This is a genomic window from Salinarimonas sp. (genome assembly GCF_040111675.1).
GTDB lineage: Bacteria > Pseudomonadota > Alphaproteobacteria > Rhizobiales > Beijerinckiaceae > Salinarimonas.
The window spans coordinates 1,021,806-1,042,618 of sequence record NZ_CP157794.1 but is presented as its reverse complement, the minus strand read 5'-3'; the positions used below and the strand labels follow the sequence as shown (position 1 = coordinate 1,042,618).

Below are 20,813 nucleotides of genomic sequence, written 5' to 3'. Positions count from 1 at the left end.
CGGACGGAGCCGAACCCGAGCGCTCCGAGGCATGACGCCGCTCCGTCATCCCGGTGAAAGCCCGGGATGTCCCTGCACTTCTCATCATGAAAGGGACATGACCATGTCGAGCCTTCTGACCAACTCCGCCGCGATGACGGCGCTGCAGACGCTGACCGCCACCAACAAGAAGATGGAGGTCACGCAGAACCGCATCTCCACCGGCCAGCGGGTCTCCACCGCTGCCGACAACGCGGCGTACTGGTCCATCGCGACCACGATGCGCTCGGACAACAAGGCGCTCAGCGCCGTTCAGGACGCCCTCGGCCTCGGCGCCGCCACCGTGGACGTCATGTACACCGCGCTGAACTCCACGGTCGACATCGTCTCCGAGATCAAGGCCAAGGTCACCGCCGCGGCGCAGCCGGGCGTGGATCGCGGCAAGATCCAGAGCGAGATCGCCGAGCTCCAGAACCAGCTGACCACGATCTCGAACTCCTCGGTGTTCAACGGCGAGAACTGGCTCGCCTTCGACTCCACCGACGCGGCCGCGGCCGCGAACCGCGAGGTCGTGAGCTCGTTCACCCGCACGGCCACGGGCGCGGTGAGCCTGGAGACCACGACGGTCCAGATCACGAACACCCTGCTGATCGACTCCGGCGCCGACACGGGCATCCTCGACGAGGATCGCTCCGGCACCTACGCCCTCGCGGGCGCGTCGGTCACCGGCGTCAGCGTCATGACGGTCAACGTCAACGCCGCCGCCGCCGACGCCAACACGGCGGCGGACATGCAGCAGCTCGTGGGCCTGGTCGACGCGGCCCTGTCCGACATCACGGACGCGGCCACCAACCTCGGCGCGATCAAGAACCGCATCGGGCTCCAGCAGGACTTCGTGAAGGGCCTCAAGGACTCGATCGATCGCGGCGTGGGCCAGCTGGTGGACGCCGACATGAACGCGGAGTCGACCCGCCTCCAGGCGCTCCAGGTGCAGCAGCAGCTGGGCATCCAGGCGCTCTCGATCGCCAACTCGAACAGCCAGAACATCCTCTCGCTGTTCCGCTGATCGAGCGACCCCGCCCGTTCGGGAAAGACGAACCCCCGCTCCTTCGGGAGCGGGGGTTTTTTCGTTCAACGCTATCGGGCGAAAGGAGGAAGCCTCACCCCGCCAGCGCTTCCTTCTGCTTCTCCGCGCGCTTGCGGTCGTTCGGGTCGAGGATCGCCTTGCGCAGGCGGATCGACTTCGGCGTCACCTCGACGAGCTCGTCGTCCTGGATCCAGGCGAGGGAGCGCTCGAGGGTCATGCGCACCGGCGGCGTGAGGCGCACCGCCTCGTCCTTGCCGGTGGAGCGCACGTTCGAGAGCTTCTTGCCCTTGAGGACGTTGACCTCGAGGTCGTTGTCGCGGGTGTGGATGCCGATGATCATGCCCTGGTAGACCCTGGCGCCGGGCTCGATCACCATCGGGCCGCGATCCTCCAGGTTCCACATGGCGTAGGCCACGGCCTCGCCCATCTCGTTCGAGATCAGGACGCCGTTGGTGCGCCCGGCCATCTCGCCCTTGTAGGGCTCGTAGGCCTTGAACAGGCGGTTCATGATCGCGGTGCCGCGGGTGTCGGTGAGCAGCTCCGACTGGTAGCCGATCAGGCCGCGCGTCGGCGCGTGGAAGACGAGGCGCAGGCGCCCGCCGCCCGACGGCTTCATCTCGACCATGTCGCCCTTGCGCTCGGACATCTTCTGGACGACGATTCCGGAATGCTCCTCGTCGACGTCGATGACGACCTCCTCGACGGGCTCCAGCGTGTCGCCCGTCTCCTCGTCCTTCTTGAACACCACGCGCGGGCGCGAGACGGCGAGCTCGAAGCCCTCGCGGCGCATGGTTTCGATCAGGATGGCGAGCTGGAGCTCGCCGCGGCCGGAGACGTAGAACGAATCCTTGTCGGCGCTCTCCTCGATCTTGAGCGTGACGTTGCCCTCGGCCTCCTTCATCAGGCGGTCGCGGATCATGCGGCTCGTGACCTTGTCGCCCTCGGTGCCGGCGAGCGGCGAGTCGTTGACGATGAAGGACATCGTCACGGTCGGCGGATCGATCGGCTGGGCCTGGATCGGCGTCTCGACGGAGAGATCGCAGAACGTGTCGGCCACCGAGCCCTTGGACAGGCCGGCGATGGAGACGATGTCGCCCGCCTCGCCCAGATCGATCGGCTGGCGCTCGATGCCGCGGAAGGCGAGGATCTTCGAGACGCGGCCCTGCTCGACCACGTTCCCCTTGCGGTCGAGGACCTTGATCGTCTGGTTCGGCTTGACGGTGCCGGACGCGATGCGCCCCGTGACGATGCGCCCCAGGAAGGGGTTCGCCTCGAGCAGCGTGCCGAGCATGCGGAACGGGCCGGGATCGACCTCGGCCGGCGGCACGTGGTCGAGCACGAGGTCGAAGAGCGGGGCGAGGCCCTGGTCCTGCGGACCCTCGGGGGCGGCCGCCATCCAGCCGTCGCGGCCCGAGCCGTAGAGGATCGGGAAGTCGAGCTGCTCGTCGGTGGCGTCCAGCGCGGCGAAGAGGTCGAAGACCTCGTTGATCACCTCGACGTGACGCGCGTCCGGCCGGTCGATCTTGTTGATGGCGACGATGGGCTTGAGCCCGATCTTCAGCGCCTTCGAGACCACGAACTTCGTCTGCGGCATCGGCCCCTCGGCGGCGTCGACGAGCACGATCGCGCCGTCCACCATGGAGAGGATGCGCTCGACCTCGCCGCCGAAATCGGCGTGGCCGGGCGTGTCGACGATGTTGATGCGCACGTCCTTCCAGACGACCGAGGTCGCCTTGGCGAGGATGGTGATCCCGCGCTCCTTCTCGAGGTCGTTGGAATCCATCACGCGCTCGGCGACGCGCTGGTTCTCGCGAAACGCCCCCGACTGCGAGAGGAGCTTGTCGACGAGGGTCGTCTTGCCGTGGTCGACGTGGGCGATGATCGCGATGTTGCGCAGCTGCATGGTCTCTTCCGCAAAGGGGCCGCCCCTCCGGGCGCGCCTGTTTGCCGGCGCGACCATGACCGCGTGATGACGCTCGCGATGGGCGGGAATGTCCGCTCGCACATAGTGGGAATGATGCTGCGATGCAAGGGAGGGCGTGCCCGCACTGGCCCGAGCCTGGGTGTGCGGAGGCGACGCGACGGCGTTCCGCGGCCGGGCGATGAGGGCCGCCGGCGGCCTCCGCTCTCCACGAGGGCAAGTCGATCTACACGTCGTCCCGCGCCGTCGAGGGCCGGAACGTGGCCTCGGAACGGCTCGGCGAGCGCACCGGCCCTTTTCCTTCCCCTACAGGGAAGGAAAGACGCGTCGCTCCTGCACACCCTGGTCCCGAAGATATATGCATCGGCCAGCCGCGAGGGAGAGGGGAGCGCCGCCATGCGCTTCATCGCGCGAGGCGATCCGGCTTACCCCTTTTCCACATACGCCTTGAACGCCTCCCCCCAGTCCGATGCCAGCGCGACAAGGCCGGCCGGTTCTCGACGATGTCGCCCGCGGCCCAGAGGATGCGCTTCTCGTCGAGGGGGCGGGTGACCTCGTTGTCGGGGCACAGGACGTAGAAGTCTCCGGCCTCGAGCCGCTCCAGCATGAAGTCCACGGTCTGCTCCGGCGTCCAGGCGCCGGCGGGCTTCTCGGTGCGGCCGCGCGCGGTCAGCCCGGTGAAGACGAAGCCGGGGATGAGGAGATGCGCCGTGATCGCGCAGGCGGGATCCTGCCGCAGCTCGTGGGCGAGCGCCTCGGTGAGCGCCTTCACGCCGGCCTTTGAGACGTTGTAGGCCGGGTCGCCGGGCGGCGTGGTGATGCCCTGCTTCGAGCCGGTATTGATCACGAGCCCCGGCCGGCCGCGCGTCTTCATCTTCGGCACGATCGCCTGCACGCCGTTGATCACGCCCCAAAGGTTCACCGCGAGGATGCGCTCCCAGGCCTCGCGCGGGCCGTAGAGCGCGCTGCCGGGCTGGACGCCCGCGTTGTTCATCAGGACGTCGACGCCGCCGAAGCGCTGCGCGACCTCGGCCTCGAGCGCCACGAAATCATCGAGCCGCGAGACGTCGCATTCCCGCGCGAGCACCGCATCCGCGCCCTTCGGCGACGCGGCGGCGAGGGTCTCGGCCGCCCCGGCGAGGCGCGCGGCGCCGAGATCGGCGATGCAGACGTTCATGCCCGCCTCGGCGAACCGGGTCGCCGCGGCGAGGCCGATGCCGGCGGCGCCGCCGGTGACGAGCGCGGTCGCGCCTTCGGTGAGGACGGGATGGGGCATGGTCGGTCTCCTCCGAGGTGTCGCGTTTCTTCGCAGGGATAACGCGCCGAGCCGCCCCGTGGCGACGGGCGATCGCGCGGAACGGACGGGCGCCGCCGCCGCCGACCGCCCTTCGCGCAGCTCACGATTTCCGAGGCGGCGACGCCACGCGCAGCGGGGCGCGGCGCGCCCTGATTTCTCCGTTTCCAGCCGTGAATTTCTTCCATCACCGCACGGTCCGAACTAACCTGCCCCTGCGGCGAAACGCCGCTTCAAAACGAGGGGGAGGATCAGATGCCGACCGTCGCCGACAACTTCTTCAAGCTCGCCGTCGTGTTCCTGATCGTGGGCATCGCCATGGGCCTGCAGATGTCGATCTCGGGCCTGCACGACGTCACCGGCGCGCACGCGCACGCCAACCTGCTCGGCTGGGCGTCCAGCGCGATCTTCGGCGTCTACTACGCGCTGAACCCGGCGAAGGCCCGCGCGCGGCTGGCGCAGGTGCACTTCTGGGTCTACGCCGCGGCCGTCGTGGTGATGATCCCCGCGCTCTACCTGATGCTCCAGGGCTACGCCGCCATGGAGATGCTGGTCGCGGTGAGCTCGCTCCTCGCCTTCGCCGCGGTTCTCGTCTTCGCCGTCGTCGTCTTCGGCAAGACGCCGGAGGCCGCGACGGAGCCCTCGGCGCTCGCCGGCTGAGCGACGCCCGCGCCTCAGGTCCCGATCTTCAGGGGCGAGACGAGCCCGCGCAGGGCGGCGATGGTGGAGAGCGCCGTGATCCGGCCGGTGCGCGGGTTCGTCTGCGTCGGCACGTTCTCGATCGTCATGGTGAAGCGCGCGCTGTCGGCGTCCACCGAGATCGTGTGCGTGTTGCGCGTCACCGTCGGGTCGGCCCAGACCTCGAGCGAGGTCCGGTCCGGCCCGATACCCGCGAGGCTGAGCGCGGCGGCGACGTTGAGGTTCGCGGGAAAGCCCGGCACGCCCTCGCGCACCGTGCCCGAGAAGATCTTCAACGGCTCCTGCAGGCCCTCCAGCGCGATGCCGTTCTCGACCACGTAGGGCGCGCCCGCGAGCCCGGCGGGCGGCTTGCGGGTGACCATGGAGACCGAGCGGATCTCGCCCTCCGCCGCGGCGCGCACGGCGTCGAGCCCCAGCAGCGCGCCCGTCGGCACGAGGATGCGCCCGCCCCGATCGGCGGCGAGGGCGACGAGGTCCCAGTTGGTCAGGAGCTGCCCGACGCTGAGCGGCATGAAGATGCGCCCCGCCTCGAGCGTCGGCACGGCGACCTCGCGGAAGAGCGCCGGCGGCAGGCCCTCGACGACGACGTCGCAGGTCTCGGCGAGCGTCGCGGGGCTGGCGAAGGCGCCCGCGTATCCGGGCAGCACCCCGCGGGCCCGCGCCTCGTCGCGCACGGCGATCGCGGTGAGCGAGAGGCCAGGCACGCCGGCGAGGAGCGCCTTCGCCACCGCCTCGCCCACCCCGCCGAGGCCGGCGAGCCCCACCTTCAGCTCCGTCGTCGTCATCGCGCCTCTCCCCATGCCTCGCGTCGCGACGAGCCTAGCCCGCGCCGCGCCTCAGCGCAGCTCCTCGGAAAGCCGCAGCCAAGCCTTGTAGAAACGCTCGGAGAGGACCCCCATCTCGAGCTCGTCGTCGTCGGACTTGGGATAGATGGCCGACATCACGCCGAGCACGACGAAGCCCTCGGCGTCGGCGACGAAGAAGGGCGAGCCGGAATCGCCGTCGATCGTATCGCATTCGTGGAAGAAGGTGCCGTCGTCGAACAGCTCGGTGACGGCGCAGCCCTCGTGCGCGGTGAGCTTGGTGGCGTGGTCGCCGCTGTAGCCGGCCTGGGTGACGGCGGCGAGCAGACCCGCGGCGAGGCGCGCGTCCATCTCCTCGCGGGTGGCCGGGTCGACGCGCATGAAGCCGGCGACGTCGCCGATCGGCTCCTCCAGCACCACGAAGGCCCAGTCCTCGCCGTCGAGCGCGCTGGTCTGAGCATGACGGCGGTTGTCGAAGCGCGGCGGCAGGATCTCCCGGACGACGGCGCTGCGCGCCACCTCGTTCGGACCGTCCCGGCCGGCGATGAAGACGCTGGCGGCCTCGCGTTCGTTGGAGGCGTCGTCCTTGAAGAAGCAGTGCGCCGCCGTGAGCACGAGGCGCGGGCCCACCAGCACGCCCGAGCAATGGCCGCTCGCCGTCTCGATCCAGCCGATGCTGCTCCAGGGCGCGCGGGTCGAATCGACGAAGACGCGGTCGTCGCGCCCCGAGAAGGCCGGGCTCCAGCGCCCGCCGCAATCGGTCGTGTCCGTGCGCCGCGGGCACGCGGCCGTGCCGATGCTCGGCTCGTCGCACGTGCCGTCCCTGGCGAAATGGCAGGCGTCGGCGGAGAGCACGCCCTCCCGGCGGCAATCCCACGAGTCGGTGCCGGCGGCGCAGACGCCGGTGCCGATGTCGGGCTCGTCGCAGGCGCCGTCGACGGCGTAGCGGCAGCTGTTGTCCTGAGCGGCGGCCGGCCATGCGGCGAGGTGGAGCGCGAGCGCCCCCGCCGCAACGATCGCCCTCGTACCGCCGACCCGCACGTCGCCCTCGCCCCCTGCCGTTTTCGCGAGAGTAGAGCCACGCGCGCCCGCGCGTCTACGGTGTCGGCGGGGTGAAGCCGTCGAGGAGCGAGACCAGCCCCGGCTCGTCGACGAGGTCGGCGGCGCGCGCCAGCGGCGCCCAGGCGCGCCGGCGCTCGCCCGCCTCGGGCCAGGTCTCGGCCAGCGCGCGCACGCGCAGCGGAAAGACACGAACCGTGAGGAGCTTGAAGGTGCGCTTGCGCCGCTTCCAGTAGACGTAGGTCCCGATCGGCTCCGGCGCGGCCTCGCCGAGGACGCCCGCCTCCTCGAAGGCCTCCTGCGCCGCCGCCTCGTGCGGCGCCTTGCCTTTCATCGGCCATCCCTTCGGGATCACCCAGCGCCGCGTCTCCCGCGAGGTGACGAGCAGCACGCGGACCTCGCCGTCCGCGGCGATCTCGTAGGGGAGCGCGCCGTACTGAACCGAGCCCTTGCCGCGCTTCTTCGCCTTCCCGCCCATCCGATCCTTTTAGATGAGTCGGCTAATATTTCAAAAACGTCTGGAGATCGCCAATCCCGATCGGCAAAACTACACATACCCCTTGTTAAACATGGGTTAGCCTCCGGTGTGCTCACCTGCGCGCGCGCAAAGGAGAGTGCACTCGTGACCTGGTTCGACGAGGATCGCAGGACCGACGAGGAAAAGCGCCGCGAGGTCCGCCGCAAGATCAAGATCCTCTGCGTGATCTACGACCCCTCGACGCGACTTCGGGTGCCGGCCGAGATCCTCAACATCTCCCAGCGTGGCGCAGGGATCCGCTGCGCCGACGCGTCCACGATCCCCGACGCGTTCGTCCTGTTCATCCGCGGCATGGAGGCCATGCGCCGCGACTGCGTCGTCGTCCGCCGCACCCCGACGGAGCTCGGCGTGCGCTTCCGCCATCGCTGAGGGCCGGTCTTCAGCCGCCCTCCCCGCCCCGCGGAACGCGCCCCGTCGACGGCGGCGCGAGGAAATCGAAGTCGCAGCCTCGGTCGGCCTGCTGGACGGTGTCGAGAAACAGCTTCTTGTAGCCGCGATCGGCGCCGTCGTGGACCGGCGGTGCGAAGCCGCCCCGACGGGCGGCGAGCGCCTCCTCGGGGACCTCGAGGGTCAGGCTGCGGGCGGGCACGTCGAGCGCGATCGTGTCGCCGGTGCGCACCAGCGCGAGCGGGCCGCCATCGGCCGATTCCGGCGTGACGTGGAGCACGATCGTGCCCGACGCCGTCCCGCTCATGCGCGCGTCGGATATGCGCACCATGTCCTTCACGCCCCTGGCGGCGAGCTTGCGCGGGATGGGCATGTAGCCCGCCTCGGGCATGCCGGGCGCGCCCTTCGGGCCGGCGTTCTGCAGGACGAGGACGTCGCCCTCCGCCACGTCGAGGTCCGGGTCGTCGATGCGTTGCGCGAGATCCGCGAGGGAGGAGAACACGACCGCGCGGCCGCGGTGGCGCATCAGGGCGGGCGAGGCGGCGGACTGCTTCACGATGGCGCCGCCCGGCGCGAGGTTGCCGCGCAGGACGGCGATGCCGCCTTCCGGGTAGAGCGGGGCGGTGATCGGCGCCACGATGTCCTGCGGAAAGCCCTTCGGCGCCGCCTCGATCTCCTCGCCCAGGGTGCGGCCGGTGACGGTCAGGCAGTCGAGATGGAGGTGATCCCTCAGCTCGCGCAGGATCGTCACGAGCCCGCCCGCGGCGTGCAGATCCTCCATGTAGTGCTTGCCCGACGGCTTCAGGTCGACGAGGACCGGCACGGAGCGCCCGATCCGGTCGAAGGCGGCGAGGTCGAGCGTGAGGCCCATGCGCCCGGCGATCGCGGCGAGATGGACGATGGCGTTGGTCGATCCGCCGGTGGCGAGGAGCACGACGAGCGCGTTCTCGAAGGCCTCGCGGGTCATGATCCGGCCGGGCGCGAGCCCCTCGCGCGCCATGCGCACGGCGAGCGCGCCGGTGGTCTCGGCGATGCGCCGACGGTCGGCGGAGACGGCGGGCGGGGTCGCGCCGCCGGGCGCCATCATGCCGAGCGCCTCGGTGACGAGCGCCATGGTCGAGGCGGTGCCCATCACGCCGCAGGTGCCCGCGCCCGGAACGAGCTGCGAATTGACCTCCGCGATCTCGTCCGCGTCGATCTCGCCCGCGCGGTAGCGCGCCCAGAAGCCCCGGCAATCGGTGCAGGCGCCGACCTTGCGGCCCTGGTGGCGCCCGGTCAGCATCGGCCCGGTCACGAGCTGGATCGCCGGCACGCCGGCGCTCGCCGCGCCCATCAGCTGCGCGGGAACGGTTTTGTCGCACCCGCCGATCAGAACGACCGCGTCCATCGGCTGGGCGCGGATCATCTCCTCGGTGTCCATCGACATCAGGTTGCGCAGGAACATCGAGGTGGGGTGGGCGAAGGATTCGTGCACCGAGATCGTCGGGAACGGCACCGGCAGCGCGCCTTCCAGCATCACCCCGCGCTTCACCGCCTCGACCAGATCCGGCACGGTGGCGTGGCAGGCGTTGTAGCCGCTGAACGTGTCGACGATGCCGACGATCGGGCGCTCGAGCGCGTCGTCGGAATAGCCCATCCCCTTGATGAAGGCCTTGCGCAGGAAGAGCGAGAACTCCGCGTCCCCGTAGCTGGTGAGGCCCTTCCTCAGCCCCCGCCCGTCGCCGTTCGCCATCGCCGCCTCCTCCCGCGAGATCCGGCGCCGCGCGCCGGTGTCGGGGGCATACGCCATCGTCGGCGCCTCCGCCATGGGCGCAGTCGCGCCGCCCGCACGGGCACCGCCGCGCCGCCACGCTTCGAACCGAAACGCGGCCGGTGGGTTGAAGGGCACACGCCGGACCCGCGTCGGCGGGTCGCATCGACATCACCGGAGGTTTCCATGCGCAGCGTTCACCGCGCCCCCACGACGTCCCAGGGCCACCCGCGGGCCCATCCGCAGGTGCAGCCGCGCGCGCGCGCCCGCGCTGCGCAGATGCCCCACCCGGACGAGGCGCCCTGCTTCAAGCGCGCCGCGGCCGGTTTCCTCGCCTCCTGCGCCGCCGTCTACGCACTCGCCCTCGCCATGGCCATGGTGGCCTGAGGCGGCGTCACCGGAACAGCATCACCGGGATCAGGCAGGAGCGGATCATCTCCGTCGTGGTCGAGCCGATGAAGAGGTTGCGCACGCGCGTGTGCCCGTAGGCGCCCATGACCAGGAGATCGACGCCGAGATCCGCCACGAGCGCGGCGATCGCTTCGTCGGGCGCGCCCGGCACGAGATGCGTCCGCGTCCGGCGACCGCCGTCGGCGAGCCGCGCCGCGGCGTCGTCGAGGGCGCGGCGCGCGGCCTCCGTCTCGGCTCCGACGGTGACGAGATGCGTCTCGACGTCCGAGAACAGCGGCGAGCGGGCGATGTGGTCCACCGCCTTCTGCGCCGCCGCCCCGCCGTCGTAGGCGATCAGCGCCCGCCGGATCGGCTTGAACGCCCGCGAGGCGACGAGGACGGGCCGGCGCGCCGCGCGCACGAGCCGCTCGAGGTTCGAGCCGAGATGCATCCGGGCGAAGTCCGCCCCCTCCCCGCGCTTGCCGACGACGATCAGGCTCGCCTTGCCCTCGCGCTCGGCGACGGCGTCGAGGAGGTCGCCCTGGCGCAGGGTGACGCCGACCTGGGCGACGCCGCCCGCCTCGACGCGGGCCTTGGCCTCGCCCATCAGCAGGCGCGCGCGCTTCTGCACGAGCTTCGCCCGCTCGGCGTCGACGGCCGCGAGCTCCTCGAGCAGATGCGCGGAGGCGTCGGCGCGCAGGCTGCCGGACAGGTCCGCCGGCGGCGGCTCCCGGCGGCCGAGCACCTGGAGGAGCTCCACGCTGGCGTTCAGCCGGGTGCCGGCCCAGGCGGCGTGATCGGCGACCGACTCGGAATAGACCGAGCCGTCGATGCAGGCGACGATATGGCTCACGCGTCCCTCCCCCTCAATGGCTCAGGAGCTTCTCGAGAGCGCCCGGCTTGTCGTGGATCGCCAGCTTGTCGACGATCGTCTCGCTCGCCTCGTTGAGGCCGACGATCTCCACCTCGGCGCCCTCGCGGCGGAACTTGAGCACCACCGCGTCCAGCGCCGAGACGCTGGAGATGTCCCAAATATGCGCCCGCGAGACGTCGACCACAACGCGCTCGAGCACCTCGCGATAATCGAAGGCGGCGGCGAAGGTCTCGGCCGAGGCGAAGAAGAGCTGGCCCTCGACGACGTAGGTGCGGGTCGCGCCGTCGGGCGAGAGATGCGAGGTGACGCGGAAGAGCTGCGCGATCTTCCAGGCGAAGAAGATGCCCGACAGGAGCACGCCGAGCAGAACGCCGATCGCGAGGTTGTGGGTGAGGACGACACCCGCGACGGTCGCGAGCATCACCACGCTCGAGGAGCGCGGATGCGTGCGCAGGTTCGCGAGCGACGACCAGGAGAAGGTGCCCACCGACACCATGATCATGATGGCGACGAGCGCCGGCATCGGGATGCCGGCGACGGCGTCGTTGAGCGCGACGATCATCACGAGCAGGAAGACGCCGGCGGAGAACGAGGACAGCCGCCCGCGCCCGCCGGACTTCACGTTGATCACCGACTGGCCGATCATGGCGCAGCCCGCCATGCCGCCCATGAAACCGGTGGCGGTGTTGGCGAGGCCCTGCGCCACGCATTCGCGCCTCTTGTCGCTCGGCGTGTCGGTGAGGTCGTCGACGATCTGCGCCGTCATCAGCGACTCGAGCAGGCCCACCGCCGCCACCGCCGCGGAGTACGGCAGGACGATCATCAGCGTCTCGAAGGTGAACGGCACGTCGGGCAGGAGGAAGACCGGCAGGGTCGAGGGCAGCTCGCCCATGTCGCCGACGGTGCGCACGTCGACGCCGAAGGCCCACACCACGCCGGTGAGGACGACGATGCACACGAGCGGCGCGGGGATCGCGGTGGTCAGGCGCGGGAAGCCGTAGAGCACGACGAGGCCGGCGGCGACGAGGACGTAGGTCATCGACGGCACGCCGATCAGCTCCGGCAGCTGCGCCATGAAGATCAGGATGGCGAGCGCGTTGACGAAGCCCGTCATCACCGAGCGCGAGACGAAGCGCATCAGGCGATGCACGCCGCCCCAGCCCGCGAGGATCTGCAGGAGGCCGGCCAGCACGGTCGCGACCAGGAGATATTGCAGGCCGTGATCCCGCACCAGCGTCACCATCAGGACCGCCGTCGCCGCCGTGGCGGCCGAGATCATGCCGGGCCGCCCGCCGGTGATCGCGGTGATCACGGCGATGGAGAAGGAGGCGTAGAGGCCCACCTTCGGATCGACGCCGGCGATGATCGAGAAGGCGATGGCCTCGGGGATCAGCGCGAGGGCGACGACGAGCCCGGCCAGCAGGTCGGCGCGGATATTGCCGAGCCGGTCCGCGCGCAGGCGGTCGAGGGAGAGGGACTTCATGGGACGGACGATCTCCGGGCCACGCGCGCGAGCGGGCACGGCTGGCAGGTCGGGGGACGAGTGCGGGGCGAAGCCTTTGCTGCAATGCAGCACGCCGGCCTCGGTTACGCGCGGCGGCGCGCGGATGCAAGGGCGACGCGGGGGCGCGGGCCGCGACGGGAGGCTCGTATGCGCCGGGCGCATGCGCCTGATGCCGGCGCGCCGCGGCGTGTAGGCGGAACGGCGTCAGCGGGGCGAACCGGATCGAAGGCTTGAAGAGATGGTGCCCAGGGGCGGAATCGAACCACCGACACTGCGATTTTCAGTCGCATGCTCTACCAACTGAGCTACCTGGGCGCTCCGGGACGGGGGCCGTCCGTGTTGGTGGAGGGGATATAGCCAGTGCGTTCGGGGCTGGCAACCGCTTTTTCGCGCGGCGGGGCGATTTCCGAGCCGGCTGACGTCGGCTCGCCTCCCCTGCGGCGCGATCGCGGTCCGCGCCGCGGCGCAGCCGGCCCTCACCCCATGCCGACGCTCGCCCACGCCGCCACCATCGCCACGAAGACGGCGAGCGCGGCGACCTCCATGGCGGTCTCCATCGTGGCGCGAAGCGGGCGCCGGGCGCGGCGGGTGAGGGCTGCGATCGCGTGCATGACGGTCCTCCGCGTCGTGCGGCCGGTGCCATCGCCGGCCGCGTTTCGAGACCGTTCTAGTTTGTTCCATCTTCGTTCGGAACGGAAGTTCTCTTTTCGTGCTCGCTTCTGTCAAGGTTAACGCACGCCGTGACTCGATCCGTTCGTCAGGCGGCAATCACCAGATTTAAGATGTGGATTATTCCGCGACCGGAACCGCGAGCTCGATCACCCTGCCCTCGCGAATGGAGACGCAGCGGTCCATGCGCCGGGCGAGGTCGTGATTGTGGGTCGCGATCACCGCGGCGAGGCCCGATGCGCGCACCAGCGAGACCAGCGTCTGGAAGACGTGGGACGAGGTGTGCGGGTCGAGATTGCCGGTGGGCTCGTCCGCCAGGAGGACACGCGGCGCGTTGGCCACGGCCCGGGCGATGGCGACGCGCTGCTGCTCGCCGCCGGAGAGCTCGGCCGGGCGATGGTCGAGACGGTCGCCCAGGCCGAGAAAGGCGAGGAGCTCGCCCGCGCGCCCGCGCGCATCGGCCTTGGAGAGGCCGCGGATGATCTGCGGCATCACCACGTTCTCCAGAGCCGAGAATTCGGGCAGGAGATGGTGGAACTGGTAGACGAAGCCGATCTCCTCGCGCCGCAGCCGGGTGCGGCCCGTATCGTCCATGTGCGCCGTGGGCTCGCCGCCGACATAGACCTCGCCGCCGTCCGGGCGCTCGAGCAGGCCCGCGACGTGGAGGAGCGTCGACTTGCCGGTGCCCGACGGCGCGACCAGCGCCACGATCTCGCCGGGCCACACCGCGAAATCGGCGCCCTTCAGGATCTCGAGCCGCCCCTCGCGCTGCGGGTACCAGCGCTCCACCTGCGAGAGCCAGAGCGCCGGCATCTCGGCGGTCGCGTCCTGGGCGGCCGCGTCCTGGGGGGCGATCGGGTCGACGCTCTCGTCCATGCCGCTCATCCGTAGCGCAGGGCTTCGACGGGGTCGAGCCGCGCCGCCCGCCAGGACGGGTAGAGCGTGGCGATCAGCGAGAGCGCCATCGCCATGCCGAGCACGGCGCCGACCTCGGCCCAGTCGATGTCGGCGGGGATCTCGGAGAGGAAGCGCACGGTCGGGTCCCAGAGCGTCTGGTTGGTGATGCGCGCCACGAGATCCTGGATCGCCTGGATGTTGAGGGTGAACACCACGCCGAGGGCCAGGCCCGCCAGCGTGCCGACGATCCCGATCGAGGCGCCGGTGATCAGGAACACCCGCATCACCGCGCCCCGCGTCGCGCCCATCGTGCGCAGGATGGCGATGTCGGAGGACTTGTCCTTCACCAGCATGATCAAGCCGGACACGATGTTGAGCGCGGCGACGAGCACGATCAGCGTCAGGATGATGAACATGACGTTGCGCTCGACCCGCAGCGCCGAGAAGAAGCTCGAATTGCGCTGCGTCCAGTCGCTGAGGAAGATCGGCCGCTCCACCGCCGCCTCGATGGCCGCGCGGGCCTCCGCCACGGCCTCGGCGTCCTCGAGGAAGACCTCCACCACGCTCACGTCGCCGGCGCGGTTGAAATAGGCCTGCGCCTCCGCGAGCGGCATGTAGACGAAGGCGGCGTCGAACTCCGTCATGCCCACCTCGTAGAGGGCGAGCACGGGATAGGCCTTGATCCGCGGCGCGGTGCCGAAGGGCGTCGCCGCCCCCCGCGGCGAGATCAGGGTGAGCGTGTCGCCGGGCTGGAGCCCGAGCTGGCTCGCGAGCCGGGCGCCGACGACGACGCCCTCCTCCTCGCCGAAGCCTTCGAGCGAGCCGCGCACGATGTTGCCGGCGATCTGGTCGAGCCGGGTGAGGTCCTGCGCGCGCACGCCGCGCACCAGCACGCCGCCGCCCTGCACGGTGGAGGAGGCGAAGGCCTGGCCCTCGATCGTCGGCACCGCGCGGCGCACGCCGGGCAGCGCCTCCACGGTCTCGGCGACGTCGACGTAGTCGGTGAGCGGGCTGTCGATCGGGGCGATGAAGACGTGGCCGTTCATGCCGACGATCTTCGAGACGAGCTCGTTGCGAAAGCCGTTCATCACCGAGAGCACGATGATCAGCGTCGCGACGCCCAGCATGATGCCGATGAACGAGAACCCCGCGATGACGGAGACGAAGCCCTCGCGCCGGCGGGTGCGCAGATAGCGCCCGGCCAGCATCCATTCGAAGGCGGAGAAGGGCTTCGTCCCGCGCGCCTGCGCCATGCGGTCGTCTCCGTCAGCCTCTCAGGCGGGGAATCACGTCGGCGATGGCGAGGAGCTCGCGGTCGCCGGTCCGGCGGCGCTTGAGCTCGACCTTGCCCTCGGCGAGGCTCTTCGGCCCGACGATCACCTGCCAGGGCAGGCCGATCAGGTCCGCGTTGGCGAACTTCGCGCCCGGACGCTCGTCGCGGTCGTCGTAGAGCACAGAGAGGCCCGCCGCCTCGAGATCGCGGTAGAGGCCCTCGCAGGCCGCGTCGACGGCGGAATCGCCCGTCTTGAGCGAGAGCAGCGCGACGTCGAAGGGCGCGATCGGGTCCGGCCAGACGATGCCGGCCTCGTCGTGCCCCGCCTCGATCGCCGCGGCGACGACGCGCGAGGGGCCGACGCCGTAGGACCCCATGTGGACCGGGTGCTCCCGGCCGTCGGGGCCGGTCACCATGGCGCCCATCGGCTCGGAATACTTGGTGCCGAAATAGAAGATGTGGCCCACCTCGATGCCGCGCGCGGCCACCTGCCGGTCGGCGGGCACCCGCGCCCAGGCGGCCTCGTCGTGCTTCTCGTCGGTGGAGGCGTAGAGCGAGGTCCAGCGCTCGACGATGCCTTCCAGTTCCGCCGCGTTCTCGAAATCCACGTCCGCCGGCGGGATGGGGAAATCGAGATAGTCCTTGTGGCAGAACACCTCGCTCTCGCCGGTCTCGGCGAGGATGATGAACTCGTGGCTGAGGTTGCCGCCGATCGGGCCGGTATCCGCCTGCATCGGGATCGACTTCAGCCCGAGCCGGTCGAAGGTGCGCAGGTAGGCGACGAACATGCGATTGTAGGCGTGGCGCGCGCCGGCCTCGTCGAGGTCGAAGGAATAGGCGTCCTTCATCAGGAACTCGCGCGAGCGCATGGTGCCGAAGCGCGGGCGCACCTCGTCGCGGAACTTCCACTGGATGTGGTAGAGGTTCAGCGGCAGGCTCTTGTAGGAGCGCACGTAGGACCGGAAGATGTCGGTGACCATCTCCTCGTTTGTGGGCCCGAACAGCATGTCGCGCTCGTGCCGGTCCTTGATGCGCAGCATCTCCGCCCCGTAGGCGTCGTAGCGCCCGCTCTCGCGCCAGAGGTCTGCCGACTGGATCGTCGGCATCAGGATCTCGACGGCGCCGGCCCGGTTCTGCTCCTCGCGCACGATGGCGCTCACCCGGTCGAGCACGCGTTTGCCGAGCGGCAGCCAGGAGAAGATGCCCGCCGACTGCTGGCGGATCAGCCCGGCGCGCAGCATCAGGCGGTGCGAGACGATCTCCGCCTCGCGCGGCGTCTCCTTCAGGGTCGGCAGGAAATAGCGGCTCAGACGCATGTGGTCCTCGGGCGTGGTCTCTCGTGCGGCGCGGCCTCGGACGGTCGTGCGCTCGCGTCCCGCACACAATACGCGTCGCCGCGAAAAGACAAGGCGTGCGCGCGCATTTTCGCGCCCGCCGGAAACGGCGAAGGTTCCCCGCGAATATGCCGCGTATATGCCCATATGCGAAAAGCAAGGGCACACCGTGCACAAACACGTGACAACGGCGAAACGACGCGCTACAAACCCCTCCACCAAGACACGCTGTCTTCGACGCGTTCGAGGGGTGCGGCCCAAGTCTGGGAGGAAACGAGGCACAAAGTCCGAGGCGACGCCACACGGGACGCCACCGGGCACGCGGTTCGTCAGAGACCGGCCAAAATCTCGAAAACGAGAGAAATTCCAAGGCAAGGCGAAAGCCTTGCTTTTTTCTTTTCGGGGCCCGCCACCCACGTTTCCGCCTTGCATGGCCACGGTCGCGCCTCTACACCCCTGCCCTCCCTCGCACACGACAGGCGGAGCCGGGCCATGACGGGGCGCGTCGCGATCGGCGTCGACTTCGGGACGACGAACACCGTGATCGCCCTCGCCCGTGCGGGGGAGCCGGTTCGGGCCGTGCCGTTCGCGCAGCCGGACGGGCTGTCGGACGTGTTCCGCTCCGTCCTCGCCTTCGAGAACGTCACCGCGGGCGCCGGGCGCGGGGCGGTCGTCCCGCACGCCGCCGGCGCGGCGATCCAGGCCTTCCTGACCACCGCCTTCGAGCTGCGGCTGATCCAGTCCTTCAAGAGCCACGCCGCGAGCCGGATCTTCCACGACACGCGCGTCTTCACGCGACGCTGGCGCTTCGAGGACCTGCTCGGCGAGTTCCTGCGGCTCGCGCTGGAGAGCGCGGGCGAGGCGCTTCCCGCCGCGCCGGACCGGGTGATCGCCGGGCGGCCCGTGGCCTTCGTCGGCGCACAGCCGGACGACGGGCTCGCCATGCGCCGCTACGATGCCGGCTACCGGCAGGCCGGGCTCGCGCCGCCGGCCTACGTCTACGAGCCGGTGGGCGCGGCCTTCTGGTACGCGCAGCGCCTGGAGCGCGACGCGACGGTGCTCGTCGGCGATTTCGGCGGCGGCACCAGCGACTTCTCGCTGATCCGCTTCGAGCGCCGGGCGGGCGTCGTGCGCGCGACGCCGATCGGGCATGCGGGCCTCGGCCTCGCCGGCGACGCCTTCGACTACCGCATCATCGACGCGGTGATCGCGCCGGCGCTCGGCAAGGGCTCGTCCTACCGCTCGATGGACAAGATCCTGCCGATGCCGGTGCATTATTACGGCAACTTCGCCAAGTGGCACCAGCTGGCGCTGCTCAAGTCGCGCGAGACGATCGCCGAGCTGGAGGAGCTCCGGCGCGCCGCGCTCGAGCCGGAGAAGATCGCGACCTTCCTCGACATCGTGCGCAACGACCGCGGCTTTTCCCTCTATCAGGCGGTGTCGCGGGCGAAGGTGGCGCTCTCGCGGGAGGAGGCGACCGACTTCCGGCTGCGGCTGGGCGCCCTCACCCTCGACCGCACCCTGACCCGCGCCGAATTCGAGGGCTGGATCGCCGACGACCTCGCGCGCATCGACACGACCGTGACGCGGCTCCTCGCCGAGCGCGGGCTCGGCCCCGAGGAGATCGACACCGTCTTCCTCACCGGCGGCTCGTCCCAGATCCCCGCCGTGCGCCGCCTGTTCGAGGCCCGCTTCGGCGCGGACCGCATCGGCGAGGGCGACCACTTCCAGTCGGTGGCCTACGGCCTCGCGCTGGTGGGGCTGGCGGAGGATGTGGAGCCCTGGCGGGCGGGGCGGGGGTGAGGGGGGATCGACGCCTGCCGGGGCGGCGCGCACGCGATCATGCAGGGAGCGGACACCTCGTGGATTGCGCGTGGATCAACGCTGTCTTATGAGATATTCATAAGTCGGCCAGTTGACAGGCCCTCTAGGAGTAGCAGTGCGGAACCCTCGATGACGACCGAAGCCGATACGTGCCGCCGCTTCGTCGTTCCCCGGCTGCAGGCTGCCGGATGGGACGATCACCCGCATGCGATCAACGAGCAGCGCACGTTCACCGACGGGCGAATCGTCTTCGTCGGAGGCAAGGCGCGACGCGGGCGGCAGAAGCGGGCGGATTACCTGCTTCGCTATCGTGCTGATTTTCCGATCGCGGTCGTCGAGGCCAAGGCGCGCTACCGGCATGCCGCCGAAGGCGTTCAGCAGGCGCGCGACTACGCCGAGATCCTCGGCCTCAAGTTCGCCTATGCGACCAACGGCGCCGAGATCATCGAGATCGACTACATCACGGGCGTCGAGCGCGAGATCGGCGACTTTCCCTCCCCGGCGGAGCTGTGGGAGCGGCTGCGCGCCGGGGAGGCGCTCGACGCGGAGGCCGCGGGCAAGCTCCTGACGCCGACCCGCCCCGATCCCGCGCGACCGCTGCGCTACTATCAGGAGATCGCGGTCAACCGGGCGGTGCAGGGCGTCCTTCAGGGGCGACGCCGGCAATTGCTGACGTTGTGCACCGGCGCCGGCAAGACCGTCGTGGCCTTCCAGATCTCGTGGAAGTTGTGGAACGCCCGCTGGAACGCGAAATCCGCGGTCCTGCGCCCCAAGATCCTGTTCCTGGCCGATCGCAACGTCCTCGTCGACGACCCGAAGGACAAGGACTTCCAGCCGTTCGACGACGCCCGCTGGAAGATCGAGGGCGGCCGGCTCAGCCTTTCTCGGGACATGTATTTCGCCATCTATCAGGCGATCGCCGCCGACCAGAATCGTCCCGGCCTCTATCGCGACATTCCGCGCGACTTCTTCGATCTCGTCATCGTGGACGAGTGCCACCGCGGCAGCGCGCGCGACGACAGCAATTGGCGCGAGATCCTGGACTGGTTCGACGGCTCGTACCAGATCGGGATGACGGCGACGCCGCGCCGCGAGGACAACGCCGACACCTACGCCTATTTCGGCGACCCGATCTACGAATACAGCCTCGCTCAGGGGATCGACGACGGTTTCCTCGCGCCCTACCGCGTCCACCGCGTCATCACGGATTACGACGCCGCCGGCTGGCGGCCCTCGAAGGGCGAGCTGGATCGCTTCGGGCGGGAGATCCCGGACGCGCAGTACGGCACGCGCGACTTCGAGCGGGTCGTGGCGCTGAAGGCCCGCACCGAAGCGATCGCGCGCCACCTGACCGACTTCCTGAAGAAGACCGATCGCTTCGCGAAGACGATCGTCTTCTGCGTCGACCAGGAGCATGCGCTGGAGATGCGCAACGCGCTCGCGCGGCTCAACGCGGACCTCGCCACCGCCCATCCGGACTACGTCTGCCGGGTGACGTCGGATGAGGGCGACGTGGGCAGCGGCCATCGGGCCAAGTTCCAGGACGTGGACAGCCGCACGCCCGTCATCCTGACGACCTCGCAGCTGCTCACCACCGGCGTCGACGCGCCGACCTGCAAGAACGTCGTGCTCGCCCGCGTCGTCGGCTCGATGTCGGAGTTCAAGCAGATCATCGGCCGCGGCACGCGCCTGCGGCCGGACTACGGCAAGCTCGCCTTCAACATCGTCGACTACACGGGTACCGCCATCCAGAAGTTCGCCGATCCGAGCTTCGACGGCGTGCCCGTGCGCGACCGTCGGGAGGTGATCGACCCGGACGGCGAGACGGTGACCGAGGAGGATATCGTCGCCGAAACCGATGCGCCGGAGGATCCCGAGCCCGAGGGCCGGCCGGACGGCATGCGGGAGGGCGATGGCGGCCAGCCGGAGATTCTGGGCGGGGACGACGATCCGGCGCCGCGCAAGTTCTACGTCGACGGCGGCCACGTCGAGATCGCGCGTCACCTCGTCTACGAACTCGACCCGGAAGGCCATCAGCTCGCCTGCCGCAAGCTGACGGACTATACCGGCGACAAGGTCCGCACCCTCTACCCGAACGCCTCCGAGCTGCGTCACGACTGGCTCGACCCCGAGCGCCGCGCCGAAATCGTCGAGCGCCTCGCCGAGAAGGGCATCGACGTCGAGGCGCTCGCCGAGCTCTCGGGCAAGCCCGACGCGGACCCGTTCGACCTTCTCTGCCATCTCGCCTACAACGCGCCGCTGCGCACCCGGCGCGAGCGGGCGCAGCGGCTCCGGCGTGAGGAAACGGACTTCTTCGGTCGCTTCGCCCCGGAGGCGCGGGCCGTCCTCGACGCGCTGATCGAGAAATACGCCGAATACGGCGCGGCGCAGTTCGCCCTCCCCGGCGCACTCGAGACGGAGCCTTTCACCGAATGGGGCAACGTCGTAGAGATCGCCGATCGATTCGGCGGTCCGCGGCAGCTGCGCGAGGCGGTCGGCGAGCTGCAGCGCCGTCTCTACACGGCCTGACG

General features: G+C 70.2%; 17 protein-coding genes, 1 tRNA gene and 1 pseudogene. 6 read left to right on the top strand and 13 right to left on the bottom strand.

Annotated features, from left to right (window positions below):
* Nucleotides 1–103 precede the first annotated feature (103 nt).
* Complete coding sequence (locus tag ABL310_RS04825) at nt 104–1,045, top strand: flagellin (protein WP_349370563.1); 942 nt, start codon at nt 104–106, stop codon at nt 1,043–1,045.
* Between the two features lie 94 nt (nt 1,046–1,139).
* Here ABL310_RS04825 and typA read toward each other — a convergent pair whose 3' ends face one another.
* A complete protein-coding gene (typA, locus tag ABL310_RS04820) occupies nt 1,140–2,969 on the bottom strand; it encodes a translational GTPase TypA (protein ID WP_349370562.1) in 1,830 nt (609 codons plus the stop codon).
* Nucleotides 2,970–3,412: 443 nt separating this feature from the next.
* A pseudogene (locus ABL310_RS04815) lies at nt 3,413–4,263 on the bottom strand (SDR family NAD(P)-dependent oxidoreductase).
* Between the two features lie 273 nt (nt 4,264–4,536).
* On the opposite strand from ABL310_RS04815, the gene ABL310_RS04810 reads away from it, so the two are divergent.
* Entirely contained in the window at nt 4,537–4,941 is a 405-nt protein-coding gene (locus ABL310_RS04810; protein ID WP_349370561.1) for a hypothetical protein, read from the top strand.
* A 14-nt stretch (nt 4,942–4,955) separates the two neighbouring features.
* Here the strand turns inward: ABL310_RS04810 and ABL310_RS04805 are convergent, their stop codons facing one another.
* The 3 genes from ABL310_RS04805 to ABL310_RS04795 are packed head-to-tail and all read right to left on the bottom strand — an operon-like array spanning nt 4,956 to nt 7,320.
* On the bottom strand, nt 4,956–5,765 hold the full coding sequence (locus ABL310_RS04805) for an aspartate dehydrogenase (RefSeq protein ID WP_349370560.1): 810 nt from the start codon (nt 5,763–5,765) through the stop codon (nt 4,956–4,958).
* Nucleotides 5,766–5,816: 51 nt separating this feature from the next.
* Complete coding sequence (locus tag ABL310_RS04800; protein ID WP_349370559.1) at nt 5,817–6,824, bottom strand: trypsin-like serine protease; 1,008 nt, start codon at nt 6,822–6,824, stop codon at nt 5,817–5,819.
* A 55-nt stretch (nt 6,825–6,879) separates the two neighbouring features.
* A complete protein-coding gene (locus ABL310_RS04795) occupies nt 6,880–7,320 on the bottom strand; it encodes an NUDIX hydrolase (protein WP_349370558.1) in 441 nt (146 codons plus the stop codon).
* Between the two features lie 144 nt (nt 7,321–7,464).
* On the opposite strand from ABL310_RS04795, the gene ABL310_RS04790 reads away from it, so the two are divergent.
* Complete coding sequence (locus ABL310_RS04790) at nt 7,465–7,749, top strand: PilZ domain-containing protein (protein WP_349370557.1); 285 nt, start codon at nt 7,465–7,467, stop codon at nt 7,747–7,749.
* A 10-nt stretch (nt 7,750–7,759) separates the two neighbouring features.
* Here ABL310_RS04790 and ABL310_RS04785 read toward each other — a convergent pair whose 3' ends face one another.
* Nucleotides 7,760–9,499, bottom strand: coding sequence for an IlvD/Edd family dehydratase (locus ABL310_RS04785; RefSeq protein WP_349371998.1), 1,740 nt, complete (start codon nt 9,497–9,499; stop codon nt 7,760–7,762).
* Between the two features lie 204 nt (nt 9,500–9,703).
* On the opposite strand from ABL310_RS04785, the gene ABL310_RS04780 reads away from it, so the two are divergent.
* Entirely contained in the window at nt 9,704–9,904 is a 201-nt protein-coding gene (locus ABL310_RS04780) for a hypothetical protein (RefSeq protein WP_349370556.1), read from the top strand.
* A 7-nt stretch (nt 9,905–9,911) separates the two neighbouring features.
* On the opposite strand, the gene ABL310_RS04775 is transcribed toward ABL310_RS04780, so the two are convergent.
* From ABL310_RS04775 to proS, 7 genes are all read right to left on the bottom strand, one after another.
* Nucleotides 9,912–10,760, bottom strand: coding sequence for a universal stress protein (locus ABL310_RS04775; RefSeq protein ID WP_349370555.1), 849 nt, complete (start codon nt 10,758–10,760; stop codon nt 9,912–9,914).
* A 13-nt stretch (nt 10,761–10,773) separates the two neighbouring features.
* Nucleotides 10,774–12,264 carry a SulP family inorganic anion transporter gene (locus ABL310_RS04770; protein WP_349370554.1) on the bottom strand — a complete coding sequence of 497 codons (1,491 nt, stop codon included), beginning with the start codon at nt 12,262–12,264 and terminating at the stop codon, nt 10,774–10,776.
* A gap of 260 nt (nt 12,265–12,524) precedes the next feature.
* Nucleotides 12,525–12,600 (bottom strand) — tRNA-Phe (locus ABL310_RS04765).
* Nucleotides 12,601–12,761: 161 nt separating this feature from the next.
* Nucleotides 12,762–12,896: a hypothetical protein gene (locus ABL310_RS04760; protein ID WP_349370553.1), complete on the bottom strand. Its 135-nt coding sequence runs from the start codon at nt 12,894–12,896 to the stop codon at nt 12,762–12,764.
* A gap of 178 nt (nt 12,897–13,074) precedes the next feature.
* Nucleotides 13,075–13,767, bottom strand: coding sequence for an ABC transporter ATP-binding protein (locus ABL310_RS04755; RefSeq protein WP_349371997.1), 693 nt, complete (start codon nt 13,765–13,767; stop codon nt 13,075–13,077).
* 68 nt (nt 13,768–13,835) lie between these two features.
* A complete protein-coding gene (locus tag ABL310_RS04750) occupies nt 13,836–15,104 on the bottom strand; it encodes a lipoprotein-releasing ABC transporter permease subunit (protein WP_349370552.1) in 1,269 nt (422 codons plus the stop codon).
* Nucleotides 15,105–15,117: 13 nt separating this feature from the next.
* The gene (gene proS / locus ABL310_RS04745) at nt 15,118–16,440 is read right to left on the bottom strand and encodes a proline--tRNA ligase (protein WP_349370551.1); all 1,323 of its coding nucleotides are present in this window, start codon (nt 16,438–16,440) and stop codon (nt 15,118–15,120) included.
* Nucleotides 16,441–16,950: 510 nt separating this feature from the next.
* Here proS and ABL310_RS04740 point away from each other — a divergent pair.
* Entirely contained in the window at nt 16,951–18,261 is a 1,311-nt protein-coding gene (locus tag ABL310_RS04740) for an Hsp70 family protein (protein WP_349370550.1), read from the top strand.
* Nucleotides 18,262–18,411: 150 nt separating this feature from the next.
* A complete protein-coding gene (gene hsdR, locus ABL310_RS04735; RefSeq protein ID WP_374730393.1) occupies nt 18,412–20,811 on the top strand; it encodes an EcoAI/FtnUII family type I restriction enzme subunit R in 2,400 nt (799 codons plus the stop codon).
* The last annotated feature ends 2 nt before the right edge of the window (nt 20,812–20,813 follow it).

What these genes read in the sequence shown, in the direction of transcription:
- ABL310_RS04810 (WP_349370561.1), top strand. Translation starts at nt 4,537, where the DNA reads ATGCCGACCGTCGCCGACAACTTCTTCAAGCTCGCCGTCGTGTTCCTG.
- ABL310_RS04805 (WP_349370560.1), bottom strand. Translation starts at nt 5,765, where the DNA reads ATGACGACGACGGAGCTGAAGGTGGGGCTCGCCGGCCTCGGCGGGGTG.
- proS (WP_349370551.1), bottom strand. Translation starts at nt 16,440, where the DNA reads ATGCGTCTGAGCCGCTATTTCCTGCCGACCCTGAAGGAGACGCCGCGC.
- ABL310_RS04740 (WP_349370550.1), top strand. Translation starts at nt 16,951, where the DNA reads ATGACGGGGCGCGTCGCGATCGGCGTCGACTTCGGGACGACGAACACC.
- ABL310_RS04770 (WP_349370554.1), bottom strand. Translation starts at nt 12,264, where the DNA reads ATGAAGTCCCTCTCCCTCGACCGCCTGCGCGCGGACCGGCTCGGCAAT.
- hsdR (WP_374730393.1), top strand. Translation starts at nt 18,412, where the DNA reads ATGACGACCGAAGCCGATACGTGCCGCCGCTTCGTCGTTCCCCGGCTG.
- typA (WP_349370562.1), bottom strand. Translation starts at nt 2,969, where the DNA reads ATGCAGCTGCGCAACATCGCGATCATCGCCCACGTCGACCACGGCAAG.
- ABL310_RS04785 (WP_349371998.1), bottom strand. Translation starts at nt 9,499, where the DNA reads ATGGCGAACGGCGACGGGCGGGGGCTGAGGAAGGGCCTCACCAGCTAC.
- ABL310_RS04795 (WP_349370558.1), bottom strand. Translation starts at nt 7,320, where the DNA reads ATGGGCGGGAAGGCGAAGAAGCGCGGCAAGGGCTCGGTTCAGTACGGC.
- ABL310_RS04755 (WP_349371997.1), bottom strand. Translation starts at nt 13,767, where the DNA reads ATGCCGGCGCTCTGGCTCTCGCAGGTGGAGCGCTGGTACCCGCAGCGC.
- ABL310_RS04760 (WP_349370553.1), bottom strand. Translation starts at nt 12,896, where the DNA reads ATGCACGCGATCGCAGCCCTCACCCGCCGCGCCCGGCGCCCGCTTCGC.
- ABL310_RS04780 (WP_349370556.1), top strand. Translation starts at nt 9,704, where the DNA reads ATGCGCAGCGTTCACCGCGCCCCCACGACGTCCCAGGGCCACCCGCGG.
- ABL310_RS04750 (WP_349370552.1), bottom strand. Translation starts at nt 15,104, where the DNA reads ATGGCGCAGGCGCGCGGGACGAAGCCCTTCTCCGCCTTCGAATGGATG.
- ABL310_RS04825 (WP_349370563.1), top strand. Translation starts at nt 104, where the DNA reads ATGTCGAGCCTTCTGACCAACTCCGCCGCGATGACGGCGCTGCAGACG.